Raw genomic sequence first — 13,882 nt, forward strand, 5'->3', positions numbered from 1 at the left:
CCAGTCGACTACGGCAGGTTCGTCGGTGCTTTTGGCAAGATGCTCATCTGCCTGGTGGTAAGAAATGGTGCGCATTGGTCAAAAAAGGGTCAATTGATCTGGGCGGGTACTGGGCGATAATCGCACACAAAACTAACCAGTTCGTACCTTTTGATTGAGCTAGGATAAACCCCAGCCAATAATTCGTGCAGCTGGGCACTGCCTGCCCGTTGGAGCCTGAAGATGCAGCGTTCGATTGCCACCGTGTCCCTGAGCGGCACCTTGCCGGAAAAACTCGAAGCCATTGCCGCCGCCGGATTCGACGGCGTGGAGATCTTCGAAAACGACCTTCTCTACTACGACGGCAGCCCCCGCGAGATTCGCCAGCGCTGCACCGACCTGGGGCTGGACATCACCCTTTTCCAGCCGTTTCGCGATTTCGAGGGCTGCCCGCGCGGGCGCCTGGCGCGCAACCTGGAGCGCGCCGAGCGCAAGTTCGAACTGATGCAGGAACTGGGCACCGACCTGGTGCTGGTGTGCAGCAACGTGTCGGCCGACGCGCTGGGCGGCCAGCAACTGCTGGTCGACGACCTGAGCCTGCTGGCCGAGCGGGCCGCCGCCCACGGTGTGCGCATCGGCTACGAGGCGCTGGCCTGGGGGCGGCACGTGAACACCTGGCAGCAGGTGTGGGACATCGTGCGCCAGGCCGATCACGCCAACCTGGGCATGATCCTCGACAGCTTCCACACCCTGTCGCTCAAGGGCGACCCCAGCGCCATCGCGCAGGTGCCGGGGGACAAGATCTTCTTCGTGCAGATGGCCGATGCGCCGATCCTGGCCATTGATGTGCTGGAGTGGAGCCGGCATTTTCGCTGCTTCCCGGGGCAGGGCGAGTTCGACCTGCCGGGGTTTCTGGCGCCGATTCTGCAGGCCGGCTATCGCGGGCCGCTGTCGCTGGAGATCTTCAACGACGGTTTTCGTGCCGCGCCGCCACGGGCCAATGCCGCCGACGGCCTGCGTTCGCTGCTGTACCTGGAGGAAAAGACCCGTCAGTTGCTCGAACGCACCGCACCGCTGGCCGACCCTGAGCTGCTGTTCGCGCCGCCGCCGGCCAGCAGCTGCGATGGCATCGAGTTTCTCGAGTTTGCGGTCGACGACGCCTCGGGCGCCAAGCTGGGCAACTGGCTCGAAGGCCTGGGCTTTGCCCGTGCCGGCAAGCATCGTTCGAAGAATGTGAGCCTGCTGCGCCAGGGCGAGATCAACCTGATCCTCAACGCCGAGCCCTATTCGTTCGCGCACAACTTCTTCGAAAGCCACGGCCCGTCGCTGTGCGCCACGGCGATCCGGGTCAGGCACAGCGCCCAGGCGCTGGCCCGGGCGGTGGCCTATCACGGCCAGCCCTATCGTGGCCTGGTGGGGCCCAACGAACGTGAGCTGGCAGCGGTACGCGCCCCCGACGGCAGCCTGATCTACCTGGTGGACCAGGGCGCGGACGGACGCACCATCTACGACACCGACTTCAGCCTCAGCGAGCAACCGGCCCGTGGCCTGGGCCTGACCCGCATCGACCACATGGCACTGGCCCTGCCGGCCGACAGCCTGGACAGCTGGGTGCTGTTCTACAAAAGCCTGCTCGACTTCAGCGCCGATGACGAGGTGGTGCTTCCCGATCCCTATGGCCTGGTCAAGAGCCGCGCCCTGCGCAGCCAGTGCAGTTCGATCCGGCTGCCGTTGAACATCTCCGAAAACCGCAACACTGCGATTGCCCACGCGCTGTCCAACTACCGCGGCTCGGGCGTGCATCACATCGCCTTCGACTGCCAGGACATCTTCGCCGCCGTCAAGCGCGCCAAGGAAGCCGGCGTGGCGCTGCTCGATATCCCGCTGAACTACTACGACGACCTGGCGGCCCGGTTCGACTTCGACGATCAGTTCCTGAGCGAGCTGGCCTACTACAACGTGCTGTACGACCGTGATGCCCAGGGCGGCGAGCTGTTCCACGTGTACACCGAGCCGTTCGAGGAGCGCTTCTTCTTCGAGGTGCTGCAGCGGCGCAATGGCTACAGCGGTTACGGTGCGGCCAACGTCGCGGTGCGCCTGGCAGCGATGGCCAAGGCGCGCAGCGGCGGGCTGCGGCATGCCAAGCTGTAACGTGTCAGCGCCCGTCAGGCTTTCTTCTGGCGCACCCCGGGGCCATAATCGCGCGGTTAACCGACTGGTCAAGAGCCCCGTATGACGACAACTCCAGCACCCTTGGCGGCACCTGCCGAGGCGCCGCGCAAGAGCCGCAAGAACAATCCTGAGAAAACCCGCGAGAACATTCTGCAGGCGGCCATCAGCGAGTTCGTGCAGCAAGGCCTGGCCGGTGCCCGGGTCGATGCGATCGCCGAGCGCACCCAGACCTCCAAGCGCATGATCTACTACTACTTCAACAGCAAGGAGCAGCTGTATGTGGAGGTGCTGGAGAAGCTTTACGGCGATATCCGCAGCACCGAAAGCAACCTGCACCTGGCTGAACTGGAGCCGCGCCAGGGCATTCGCCGGCTGATCGAGTTCACCTTCGATCACCATGATCGCAACGTCGACTTCGTGCGTATCGTGTGCAACGAAAACATGCATCACGGCGAGTACGTCAAGCAGTCGGCCGCGATCCGCTCGATGAACAAGACGGTGCTCACCGCGCTGGACGAGATACTCCAGCGCGGGGCTGCCGAGGGGGTGTTCCGCCAGGGCCTGACGGCGCTGGACGTTCACCTGCTGATCAGCTCGTTCTGCTTCTATCGCGTGTCCAACCGGCACACCTTTGGCGAGATCTTCCAGGTGGATTTCGAGGACAAGGCGCTCAAGGACAAGCACCGCGAGATGATCTGCGAGTCGGTGCTGCGCTACCTGCAGGCCTGATGCCGGGGAGCCTCCAGTCGCCGGCAGGGCCGGCACCTGCGGGTTGACCACCCTGTACAGGTGCCGGCTAAGCGTTCAATCCCCCAGGCTGTTGAAGTGCCCGATCATGCGCTGTGCATCCGGCACCACGCCGCTGAACAGCTCGAAGGCCTTCACCGCCTGAAACACCGCCATGTTGGCCCCGTTGAGCGTGCGGCATCCCAGTGCCCGCGCCTCGCGCAGCAATTGGGTCTCCAGCGGGAAGTACACGATCTCGGCCACCCACATTTCGGCGCGCAGCAGAGCCCTGGGCACCGGCATGCCCGGCAGCTTGGCCATGCCCATGGGGGTGGTGTTGACCAGCCCGCAGGCCTGGCCCATGGCCGCTTGCAGGTCATGCCCGCAGCGTGCCGGGCTGCCCTCGAAATGCTGGTTGAGGTTGTCTGCCAGTGCCTGGGCCCGGGCGGGCTCCACATCGAAGAGTGTCAGCTGGCCCACCCCTTCGCTGAGCAGCGCATGGGCCACCGCGGCACCCGCACCGCCTGCCCCCATCTGCACCACATGACGGCGTGAAACATCACCCAGGCCACGCCTGAAACCCTCGGCAAACCCCAGGCAGTCGGTGTTGTGGCCGATGCGTCGACCGTCCTTGAGCACCACGGTGTTCACCGCGCCGATACCACGCGCCTCGGGCGACAGCTCGTCGAGCAGGGGCACGATCGCCTGCTTGCACGGGAAGGTGATGTTGAGCCCGGTAAAGCCCATGTACTCGGCCGCGGTCAGCAGTTCTTCGAGGGCGCTGCTGTCCAGCTTCAGCTGGTCCAGGTCGATCAGCCGGTACAGGTAGTTGATGCCCTGGGCGGCGCCTTCGTGCTCGTGCAGGGCCGGGGTACGCGAGGCCTGGATGCCGGCGCCGATCAGGCCGGCGAGAATGCCGGAAGGGGAGGCCAAACTCATCGGTAAAACTCCATTGTTGTTCTTGGCAGGGGGAGGGAGCGTCACGACTAAAATGTACTGACTGGTTAACAGGGTCAATCGGGGCGGGCCGTGCATTGATCGTTTCTGTTCGCTGATCGAACAAGCTGTGCTAAACCTGTTGTTTTGCACGGCACCACGGAGGGCGACATGGCGGCGCAGTTCGAAGAGATGCGGGACGTTCACGACACCTGGCCGGGCCTGGCCAGTCTGACCCAGTCGGTTTTCGCCGGGTTGGGCGCCAGGGGCTTCAGGAATCCGTTCCGGCTCGAGCGCTCTACAGCCACCTGCCTGCTGTTGATCGACGGCTTGGGCTGGAACCTGCTCAAGGCGCACGCCGAGCATGCACCGTTCCTGGCCGCGCTGATGCAGCCCGACAGCCATTTCAAGGTCGGCTTCCCGGCCACCACTGCCGCCAGCCTGGCCGCCGTGACCTCCGGCATGGGCAGCGGTGCGCATGGCATCGTGGGCTGCGATTTCGCCCTGGATGCCCATTCGGTGTTCTCGCCGCTGTCATGGACCACTGCGGCCGCGCAGACGGGCAGCGTGCCGACCGCGGCGCCTGTCGCGGCCTCCTTCATCGTGCCGCAGACCGCCTGGGAAGACGCGGCCGCCCAGGGCGTACAGATCAGCACGGTCATGCTCGGGCGCTTTGCCGACTCGGACTTCACCCGTGCCATCTACAAGGCCGGCGGCATCCTTGCCGCGCCGGCCTACGATGCCTATCCCGAGCTGGTGCGTAGCGCACTGGAGGTGGAGGCGCCAGCCTTCTGCTTTGCCTATTTCGGTGACCTGGACTTTGCCGGGCACCTGTATGGGCCGGGCTCGCCCGACTGGTGCAGGCAACTGGAGATTGCCGATCAGCTGGCCCGCGACATTGCCGGACGCCTGCCGCGCTCGGCGCGCATGCTCGTGATTGCCGACCACGGCATGCTCGACCTGGACCGCGCCCAGGTGCATGACTTCGATACCGACAGTGCCTTGCAGGACGGGGTGCGGGCGATGGCCGGGGACATCCGGGCGCGCTACCTGTACACCCACGAGCATCAGCAGGACCGCGTGCACGAGCGCTGGCAGAACCGCCTGGGGGATGAATACCGGGTGTTGAGCAAGGCCCAGGCGATTGGCGCGGGGTTGTTCGGGGACGTGATGCTGAGCCAGGCCGAGGGGCGTATCGGGGACCTGATCGTGGTTCCGACCGGGGCCGGCGGGATCATTCGCAGCGTGGAGGAGAAGCACCCCAGCCAGTGGCGCGGGCACCATGGGGCGTTGACGGACGCGGACCAGGTGGTGCCGCTGTTGATGTACTCAGATTAGGGCCATCGCGGATCAAGCCCGCTCTCACAGGTACCCCACTGCCCTTCAGAGCCGTGACATTCCTGTGGGAGCGGGCTTGACCCGCGATAGAACACCGCCGATCCGGGCCTAGCGCCGAACCAGCAGCACCCCGCTTTCCATATGGTGCGTATACGGGAACTGGTCAAACAGCGCACACCGCTCGATACGGTGCGTATCGCTCAACTGCTCGATGTTCGCCGCCAGTGTCTCGGGGTTGCACGAGATGTACAGGATGTTATCGAAGCGCCGGGTCAGCTCGCAGGTGTCCGGGTCCATGCCCGCGCGCGGCGGGTCGACGAACACGCTGCCAAAGGCATAGCTTTTCAGGTCGATGCCTTCCAGGCGCCGGAACGGCCGCACCTCGTTCAGGGCCTCGGTCAGCTCTTCGGCCGACAGGCGCACCAGGCGCACGTTATCCACGCCGTTGTCGTCCAGGTTGTGCAGCGCGGCGTTCACCGAGGTCTTGCTGATCTCGGTGGCCAGCACCTTGCGCACCCGCGTGGCCAGCGGCAGGGTGAAGTTGCCGTTGCCGCAGTACAGCTCCAGCAGGTCGTCCTCGCGCTCGCCCAGGGCCTCGTAGGCCCAGTTGAGCATCTTCTGGTTCACCGTGCCGTTGGGCTGGGTGAACGCGCCTTCTGGCTGGCGATAGCGGAAAGTGCGCCCGCCCACGGCCAGCTCTTCAACCGCATAGTCACGGCCGATCACCACGCGCTTGCCCTTGGAGCGCCCGATGATGCTCACGCCCAGGTCGGTCGCCAGTTGCCGGGCAGCGGCTTCCCAATGCTCGTCCAGTGGACGGTGGTAGCACAGGGTGATCATCGCGTCGCCCGCCAGGGTGGTCAGGAACTCCACCTGGAACAGTTTGAAGCTCAGCGCCGAACTGGCCTGCCACGCCGCCTTGAGCTGCGGCATCAACTGGTTGATGCGCTGGCTGGCGATGGGGAAGTCGTCGATCAGGATCGCCTGGTGCTTTTCACCCGGGGCGAACATCGCGTAGTGACGCTGCTCGTTCTCGCGCCACAGGCGAAACTCGGCGCGCAGGCGGTAATGCTCGCGCGGCGAGTCGAACACCGCCGGCTCCGGTGCGCCGAATGGCGCCAGCAGTGCGCGCAGGCGCTCGACCTTGGCCTCAAGCTGCGCGGTGTAGGTAGTCGGGTCGTAGACGGAACTCATGCGGCGTACCAGCCCAGCTTGATCACGAACAGGATGGAGAGCACCACCAGCGCCGAGTTCAGTTCATGCCGGCGGCCCGAGATCAGCTTGATCACGGTCCAGGAGATGAAGCCGAAGGCGATGCCGTTGGCAATCGAATAGGTCAGCGGCATGGCCAGCGCGGTGACCACCACCGGGGCGGCCTCGGTCACGTCGTCCCAGTTGATTTCCGCCAGGCCCGAGGCCATCAGCACGGCGACGAACAGCAGTGCAGGCGCGGTTGCGAAGGCCGGAACGCTGCCGGCCAGCGGGGCGAAGAACAGTGCCAGCAGGAACAGCCCAGCCACCACGATGGCGGTCAGCCCGGTGCGTCCGCCGGCACTCACGCCGGCCGCCGATTCGATATAGCTGGTGGTGGTCGAGGTGCCCAGCAGCGAGCCGGCCATGGCCGCGGTGCTGTCGGCGATCAGGGCGCGGCCCATCTTCGGCATGTGGCCGTCCTTGCCCATCAGCCCGGCGCGCTTGGCCACGCCGATCAGGGTGCCGGAGTTGTCGAACAGGTCGACGAACAGGAAGGCGAAGATCACGCTGATCAGGCCGACATCCAGTGCGCCCTTGATGTCCAGCTGCAGGAAGGTCGGGGCCAGCGAGGGCGGCATCGACACGATGCCGTTGAACGGGGTGTAGCCCAGGCCGATGGAGGCGACGGTGACCGCCAGGATGCCGATCAGCACGGCGCCGCGTACCTTCATCGCCTCGAGCGCGACGATCAGGAAGAAGCCCAGGGTGGCCAGTACCGGTGCCGGGTTGCGCAGGTCGCCCAGGCCCACCAGGGTGGCCGGGTTGTCGACCACGATGCCGGCGTTGTGCAGGGCGATCAGCGCCAGGAACAGGCCGATGCCGGCGGCAATTGCCGAACGCAGCGGCAGCGGAATGCTGTTGACGATCCATTCGCGGATGCGAAAGATCGACAGCAGGAAGAACAGCACCGCCGAAATGAATACCGCCCCCAGTGCCACCTGCCAGGTGTGGCCCATGTGCAGCACCACGGTGTAGGTGAAGAAGGCGTTCAGGCCCATGCCCGGCGCCAGCGCGATCGGGTAGTTGGCGATCAGCCCCATCACCGCCGAACCGATGGCGGCAGCCAGGCACGTGGCGACGAAGATCGCGCCCTTGTCCATGCCGGTCTCGCCGAGGATGCTCGGGTTGACGAACAGGATGTAGGCCATGGCCAGGAAGGTGGTGACCCCCGCCAGGATTTCGGTGCGCACGTTGGTATTGTGCGCTTTCAGTTGAAACAGCCTTTCCAGCATGCCAGCTCCCCGTGGCGCACTGCGGCGCCTTGAATGTTCGACCCCATCAGCAAAGCACAGACTGTACCGGACACGGGGTGCCGGACTGAGTGATTTTTGAATGGGCCGCAAAAAAGCCGCGCATCATATCAGCAAGACCGCCACTTTTGGACCAGGACCATGACCGTGCAGCTGATTCACTACGATGCGCTGACCCCGGCCCAGCGCGCAGGCCTGCCCGGCATCGAGGTGCTGGCGGCGCAGCGGGCGTTTTGCGGTGACATCGAGGGTGCGCTGCATACCCTGCTGAACCGGCCCGGCGACGATGTGCGCGGGCTGGCGCTGCTGGTGGGGGGCGTGCCGCAGGGCTTCCTGCTGCTCAAGCGTGGTGCACACCTGCCGCCGTGGGCCCGCCATGATGCGGCCACCTTGCATGCCCTGCAGGTGGACTGGCGGGCGCAGGGGCAGGGGCTTGGCCGCTGGTGCCTGGCGGCGCTGCCGGCGCGGGTGCGCGAAGTGTGGCCGCAGGTGCGTTGCCTGCAACTGTCGGTGGATACCGACAATCAGGCGGCGTTGAGGCTGTACCGCGCGGCGGGGTGGGTGGACAGCGGCGAGGGGTATCGCGGGCGGGTGGGGTATGAGCGGCAGATGACCCTGATGCTTTGATCTGGCTGGCCTCATTGCGGGTCAATCCCGCCCCCACAGATTCAGTGAGGCCCTTGTGGGAGCAAGCTTGACCCACGATTGGGTACGCGCGGTCAGCCCTTTTTCTGGGTATGCATGTGATCGCGCCCCGCCAGCGTCGGGAACAGCTTGATCCACACGCCCGTCACCACCAGCGTGCCCACCCCGCCCAGCACCACCGCCGGCACGGTGCCGAACCAGTGCGCCGTGACCCCGGACTCGAACTCGCCCAGCTGGTTCGAGGCGCCGATGAACAACCCGTTCACCGCGCTTACCCGACCACGCATCTCGTCCGGCGTCTCCAGTTGCACGAACGCGCTGCGGATCACCATGCTGATCATGTCAGCCGCGCCCAGCACCGCCAGCACCGCCAGCGAGAACCAGAACGAGGTCGACAGGCCGAAGGCAATGGTCGCCACGCCAAAGACCCCTACCGCCGTGAACATCACCCGCCCGACCCTGCGCTCGATGGGGAAGCGCGCCAGCCACACCGACATCAGCAGCGCCCCCACCGCCGGCGCCGAGCGCAACAGGCCCAGGCCCCACGGGCCGGTCAGCAGGATGTCCTTGGCGAACACCGGCAGCAACGCCGTGGCGCCGCCCAGCAGCACGGCGAACAGGTCCAGCGACACCGCGCCGAGTACGTCCGGGCGGCTGCGAATGAAGCGAATGCCCGCCAGCAGCGATTCCAGGCTCGCCCGGCCCCGGTTGGCCGGCTGGCGGGCGGCGCTCAGGCGCAAGGTCAGGCAGCAGGCGATCACGTACAGCACCACGGTCGGGCCATACACCCACACGCTGCCAAACGCATACAGAAAGCCCCCCAGCGCCGGCGCGACGATGGTCGCCGACTGCATGGCCGAGGCCGACGCGGCCACTGCCCGCGGGAACAGCGCCGAGGGCACCACGTTGGGCAGCAACGCCTGGGTGGCCGGCATCTCGAAAGAGCGCGCACTGCCCAGCAGGAACGCCAGCACGAAGATCAGTTCGCGGGTCACGCTGTGGGTGCTGCTGCCCACCACCAGCGCCAGGGCGATCAGCGCCTGGGCGAACTGGCACAGCGCTGCCACCCGGCGCCGGTCATAGCGGTCGGCCACATGCCCGGTGTGCAGCATGAACAGCACCCGCGGGGCGAATTCCACCAGGCCCACCAGGCCCAGGTCGAGCACGTTGCCGGTCAGCTGATAGAGGTGCCAGCCGATGGCCACGGTGAGCATCTGGAAGCCGCTGGCAGTGAAAATTCGCGCGCACCAGAACGCCAGGAAGGGGCGGTGATGGCGCAGCAGGAGCGGGGCATGGTCTGACATGTGCGATACAGAGCCTTTGCGGGGGCGGCGGGGCAGATTATCACCAGTTTGTAACAGCAGGTTGCGAAAGCCGTCATCCCTGTGCGGTAGGCGCACCGATTCGTGTGTGCGTAAAGGGGGTGAGGCAACCGGTCACGCGGCAAACCACCACACAACCATACGGCCCGTTCAGGACTATGCTTTCAGGCAATCGTTGACCTGGATCAATTGTTGTTTTTGCAACTGTTTCAAATGCAACGATGTGGCCGGAGGGCCGAATTCCCTGCGATTGCAAGTTTTCAGAACAATTCCAACTCGCCGCACTCAATGACGTAGGGGCAGTTGGCGCCAAGGCCGTGACCCTGACGCCGGATAACCTGACAGAGGAAGCACTATGTTCGGATTAGAGGCTCTAGATCTCGCCCGAATCCAGTTTGCGTTTACGATCTCTTTCCACATCCTGTTCCCGGCCATCACCATCGGCCTGGCGAGTTACCTGGCGGTGCTCGAAGGCCTGTGGCTCAAGACCCACAACAGCGTCTATCGCGACCTGTACCACTTCTGGTCGAAGATCTTTGCCGTCAACTTCGGCATGGGCGTGGTCTCCGGCCTGGTCATGGCGTACCAGTTCGGCACCAACTGGAGCCGCTTCTCGGACTTCGCCGGCTCGATCACCGGGCCGTTGCTGACCTATGAGGTGCTCACCGCGTTCTTCCTCGAAGCGGGCTTTCTGGGGGTCATGCTGTTCGGCTGGAACAAGGTCGGGCGCGGCCTGCACTTCTTCGCCACCATCATGGTCGCCGTCGGCACGCTGATCTCCACCTTCTGGATCCTGGCGTCCAACAGCTGGATGCAGACCCCGCAAGGTTATGAAATCGTCAACGGCGTGGTGATCCCGGTCGACTGGTTCGCGGTGATCTTCAACCCGTCCTTCCCTTACCGCCTGGCGCACATGGCCACGGCAGCATTCGTGGCCACGGCCTTCTTCGTCGGCGCCTCGGCCGCCTGGCACCTGCTGCGCGGCAAGGACAACCCGGCGATTCGCAAGATGCTCTCGATGGCCATGTGGATGGCGCTGATCGTGGCGCCGGTGCAGGCGGTGATCGGTGATTTCCACGGGCTCAACACCCTCAAGCACCAGCCGGTGAAGATCGCCGCCATCGAAGGCCACTGGGAAAACGTCGGCGACGAGCCGACCCCGCTGATCCTGTTCGGCATCCCCGACATGAAGAACGAGACCACCCACTTCAAGCTGGAGATCCCGGCGCTGGGCAGCCTGATCCTGACCCACAGCCTGGACAAGCAGGTGCCGGCGATGAAGGAGTTCCCGCCTGAAGACCGGCCCAACTCCACCGTGGTGTTCTGGTCGTTCCGCATCATGGTCGGGCTGGGCATGCTGATGATCGCCGTGGGCCTGTGGAGCCTGTGGCTGCGCAAGCGCGGCACCCTGTACAGCTCGCGCCCGTTCCTCTACCTGACCCTGTGGATGGGCCCGTCCGGGCTGATCGCGATCCTGGCCGGCTGGTTCACCACCGAGGTCGGTCGCCAGCCGTGGGTGGTGTACGGGCTGATGCGTACCGCCGATGGCGTGTCCAACCACAGCTATGCGCAACTGGGCATCACCCTGGTGATGTTCGTGGTGGTGTACTTCGCGCTGTTCGGCGCGGGGCTCGGCTACATGATGCGTCTGGTGCGCAAGGGGCCGGAAACCGGCGAGGGCGACCAGCCGACCCATGGCGGGCCTGGCCAGCAACGCACCCCGGCGCGGCCGTTGTCGGCTGCCGACGACGACCATGCCGACGACCACGCCAGCCTGAGCAAGGGGAACTGACTCATGGGTATTGATCTTCCGCTTATCTGGGCCGTGATCATCATCTTCGGCATCATGATGTACGTGGTGATGGACGGCTTCGACCTGGGCATTGGCATCCTGTTTCCCTTCGTCAAGGGCGAGCGCGACCGCGATGTGATGATGAACACCGTCGCCCCGGTCTGGGACGGCAACGAGACCTGGCTGGTGCTGGGCGGGGCGGCGCTGTTCGGCGCCTTCCCGCTGGCCTATGCGGTGGTGCTCTCGGCGCTGTACCTGCCGTTGATGCTGATGCTGATGGGGCTGATCTTCCGTGGCGTGGCCTTCGAGTTCCGCTTCAAGGCCAAGGCCGACAAGCGCCACCTGTGGGACAAGGCGTTCATCGGCGGCTCGCTGGCCGCAACCTTCTTCCAGGGCGTGGCACTGGGCGCATTCATCGAAGGCTTCAAGGTGGTCGAACGCAACTACGCAGGCGGCTCGCTGGACTGGCTGACGCCGTTCAGCCTGTTCTGCGGGGTGGGGCTGATCGTGGCCTATGCCTTGCTCGGCTGCACCTGGCTGATCATGAAGACCGAAGGCCCGTTGCAGAGCAAGATGCATGACCTGGCACGCCCACTGGCCTTCGTGCTGCTGGCCGTGACCGGTGTGGTGAGTATCTGGACGCCGCTGGCGCATCCGGACATCGCCACGCGCTGGTTCAGCCTGCCCAACCTGTTCTGGTTCCTGCCGGTGCCGATCCTGGTGCTGGTCACTTTGTACGGGCTGGTGCGGGCGGTGGCACGCCATGCCCACTACACCCCGTTCCTGCTGACGTTGGTGCTGATCTTCCTGGGCTACAGCGGGCTGGGCATCAGCCTGTGGCCGAACATCATCCCGCCGTCGATCTCGATCTGGGACGCCGCAGCGCCGCCGCAGAGCCAGGGCTTCATGCTGGTGGGCACGCTGTTCATCATCCCGTTCATCCTGGGCTACACCTTCTGGAGCTACTACGTGTTCCGCGGCAAGGTGACCCACGACGACGGCTATCACTAGGAGGGCCTGGCAATGACTGGCAAAGACACCTTCGAACCGGAGAAAAAGCCGCTGATGCAGCGCCTGGGCTGGCTGCTGCTGATCTGGGCAGTGAGCGTGGCAAGCCTGGCCGTGGTGGCCTGGCTGATGCGGATGTTCATGGCGGCGGCGGGCTTGAGTACCCACTGAGCCAAGGTATTTCCCATCCCGCCCTGGGCGGGTTTACACCCTGCGCCGCGTGAGCTGCGCAGGGTTTTTTTTGCCTGTTCCGGCCGCCTGGCGCAGGAGCCGCTTGCCGGCGAAGGTGTCGGCTCCGTACCCGGCCTACTTGCGCGCCTTGAGCACCACGAACTTCGGCGTGGCTGCCACCTGCTCCACTCCCCGGAACAATCGCGCCAGCTTGCTGTGATAGCCCAGGTGCCGATTGCCCACGATGTACAGCGCCCCGCCCACCACCAGTGCCTCGCGTGCCTGCTGGAACATGCGCCAGGCGAGAAAGTCCCCCACTACCTGCTGCTGGTGAAACGGCGGGTTGCACAGCACCACGTCCAGGGACTGCGGTGCCTGCCCGGCCAGCCCGTCGTCGGCGCGCACCGTCACGGCTCGCTCGCCCAGCGCCGCCTGCCAGTTCTGCTCGGCCGACTGCACCGCCATGTACGACTCGTCCACCAGGGTGTAGTGCGCCTGCGGGTTGGCCAGCGCGCTGACGATGCCCAGCACGCCGTTGCCGCAGCCAAGGTCGGCCACCCGCGCATCGCCCAGGTCGCGGGGCAGATGTGGCAGGAAGGCACGGGTACCGATATCCAGCCCTTCGCGGCAGAACACATTGGCGTGGTTCACCAGCTCCAGCGGTGGTTGCTCCAGCTGATAACGGGTGGGGTAGGGCGAGGCTGCCGCCGCCCTGGGCTCGGCCGTGGCGATCAGCAGGCGCGCCTTCTTGCGCGCCAGCGATGCCTGCACCGGGCCGATGTACTTCTCCAGCAGGTCGCCGGCTGCCCGTGGCAGGTGCTTGATCATCGCCCCGGCGATTACCTGCGCGCCGGGTGCCAACTGGCCCTGCAGCCGGATCAACTGCTCTTCGAGCAGCGCCAGGGTCTTGGGTACGCGCACCAGCACCCGGTCGAACGGCCCCTGCCAATGCTGGCTGGCGGCGATGAAGGGCACACTGTCGAATGCCTGGCCATTGCGCACCAGGTTCTTCTCCAGTGCCAGCCGGGCCAGGTAGGAGTCGCCGCTGCCCAGCACCTGGGCATGGGCGCGCAGGCTGATGGCCAGTGCGCCGAAGCTGTCGTTGAGTACCAGTACCCGGCTCGTGGCAGGCAGCGCCTGCGCGGCCAGGTGTTCGAGCAGGTACTCGTCGGCCGCGTCGAAGGCCTGCAAGGGGTCGTTGGCGTATTCGGGCTGGCGAAGCAGCTCGAGCTCGGCGAAGGGGGTGATCAACAGGGGCATGGCGTAGGGCTCTGGGCTTTGGCGCGCGC

General features: G+C 65.5%; 12 protein-coding genes. 7 read left to right on the forward strand and 5 right to left on the reverse strand.

Annotated elements, in window-relative coordinates; genetic code table 11:
• The first annotated feature begins 222 nt into the window (after positions 1–222).
• Together quiC and NJH59_RS23570 are read left to right on the forward strand one after the other, a co-directional pair.
• Positions 223–2,130, forward strand: a complete 1,908-nt coding sequence (quiC, locus tag NJH59_RS23565; protein ID WP_253087382.1) for a 3-dehydroshikimate dehydratase QuiC — start codon at positions 223–225, stop codon at positions 2,128–2,130.
• A gap of 81 nt (positions 2,131–2,211) precedes the next feature.
• Entirely contained in the window at positions 2,212–2,880 is a 669-nt protein-coding gene (locus NJH59_RS23570; protein WP_043860689.1) for a TetR/AcrR family transcriptional regulator, read from the forward strand.
• 75 nt (positions 2,881–2,955) lie between these two features.
• Here NJH59_RS23570 and NJH59_RS23575 read toward each other — a convergent pair whose 3' ends face one another.
• The gene (locus NJH59_RS23575) at positions 2,956–3,810 is read right to left on the reverse strand and encodes a shikimate dehydrogenase (RefSeq protein ID WP_253087393.1); all 855 of its coding nucleotides are present in this window, start codon (positions 3,808–3,810) and stop codon (positions 2,956–2,958) included.
• Positions 3,811–3,984: 174 nt separating this feature from the next.
• On the opposite strand from NJH59_RS23575, the gene NJH59_RS23580 reads away from it, so the two are divergent.
• A complete protein-coding gene (locus NJH59_RS23580; protein WP_088513889.1) occupies positions 3,985–5,151 on the forward strand; it encodes an alkaline phosphatase family protein in 1,167 nt (388 codons plus the stop codon).
• A gap of 108 nt (positions 5,152–5,259) precedes the next feature.
• Here NJH59_RS23580 and trmA read toward each other — a convergent pair whose 3' ends face one another.
• Together trmA and NJH59_RS23590 are read right to left on the reverse strand one after the other, a co-directional pair.
• Positions 5,260–6,345, reverse strand: a complete 1,086-nt coding sequence (trmA, locus tag NJH59_RS23585) for a tRNA (uridine(54)-C5)-methyltransferase TrmA (RefSeq protein ID WP_043860686.1) — start codon at positions 6,343–6,345, stop codon at positions 5,260–5,262.
• Positions 6,342–7,637 carry an NCS2 family permease gene (locus NJH59_RS23590; protein WP_043860685.1) on the reverse strand — a complete coding sequence of 432 codons (1,296 nt, stop codon included), beginning with the start codon at positions 7,635–7,637 and terminating at the stop codon, positions 6,342–6,344. The genes trmA and NJH59_RS23590 overlap by 4 nt, the downstream gene beginning before the upstream one ends.
• Positions 7,638–7,796: 159 nt before the next feature.
• Here NJH59_RS23590 and NJH59_RS23595 point away from each other — a divergent pair, with 159 nt between their 5' ends.
• On the forward strand, positions 7,797–8,282 hold the full coding sequence (locus NJH59_RS23595) for an N-acetyltransferase (RefSeq protein WP_054916561.1): 486 nt from the start codon (positions 7,797–7,799) through the stop codon (positions 8,280–8,282).
• Positions 8,283–8,374: 92 nt separating this feature from the next.
• On the opposite strand, the gene NJH59_RS23600 is transcribed toward NJH59_RS23595, so the two are convergent.
• Positions 8,375–9,604, reverse strand: coding sequence for an MFS transporter (locus tag NJH59_RS23600; protein ID WP_253087383.1), 1,230 nt, complete (start codon positions 9,602–9,604; stop codon positions 8,375–8,377).
• A 373-nt stretch (positions 9,605–9,977) separates the two neighbouring features.
• On the opposite strand from NJH59_RS23600, the gene NJH59_RS23605 reads away from it, so the two are divergent.
• From NJH59_RS23605 to NJH59_RS23615, 3 genes are read left to right on the forward strand one after another with little or no spacing between them, the layout of a single operon-like run.
• Positions 9,978–11,414: a cytochrome ubiquinol oxidase subunit I gene (locus tag NJH59_RS23605; protein ID WP_253087384.1), complete on the forward strand. Its 1,437-nt coding sequence runs from the start codon at positions 9,978–9,980 to the stop codon at positions 11,412–11,414.
• Between the two features lie 3 nt (positions 11,415–11,417).
• Positions 11,418–12,425 (forward strand): cytochrome d ubiquinol oxidase subunit II, encoded by a 1,008-nt coding sequence (cydB, locus tag NJH59_RS23610; RefSeq protein ID WP_043860577.1) that lies wholly within the window; start codon positions 11,418–11,420, stop codon positions 12,423–12,425.
• A 12-nt stretch (positions 12,426–12,437) separates the two neighbouring features.
• Positions 12,438–12,593 carry a DUF2474 domain-containing protein gene (locus tag NJH59_RS23615; RefSeq protein WP_043860576.1) on the forward strand — a complete coding sequence of 52 codons (156 nt, stop codon included), beginning with the start codon at positions 12,438–12,440 and terminating at the stop codon, positions 12,591–12,593.
• A gap of 135 nt (positions 12,594–12,728) precedes the next feature.
• Here the strand turns inward: NJH59_RS23615 and NJH59_RS23620 are convergent, their stop codons facing one another.
• Positions 12,729–13,853, reverse strand: coding sequence for a methyltransferase (locus tag NJH59_RS23620; RefSeq protein WP_043860575.1), 1,125 nt, complete (start codon positions 13,851–13,853; stop codon positions 12,729–12,731).
• Between the last annotated feature and the right edge of the window lie 29 nt (positions 13,854–13,882).

It is taken from the genome of Pseudomonas sp. VE 267-6A (assembly GCF_024126555.1).
Taxonomy (GTDB): Bacteria; Pseudomonadota; Gammaproteobacteria; order Pseudomonadales; family Pseudomonadaceae; genus Aquipseudomonas; species Aquipseudomonas palmensis.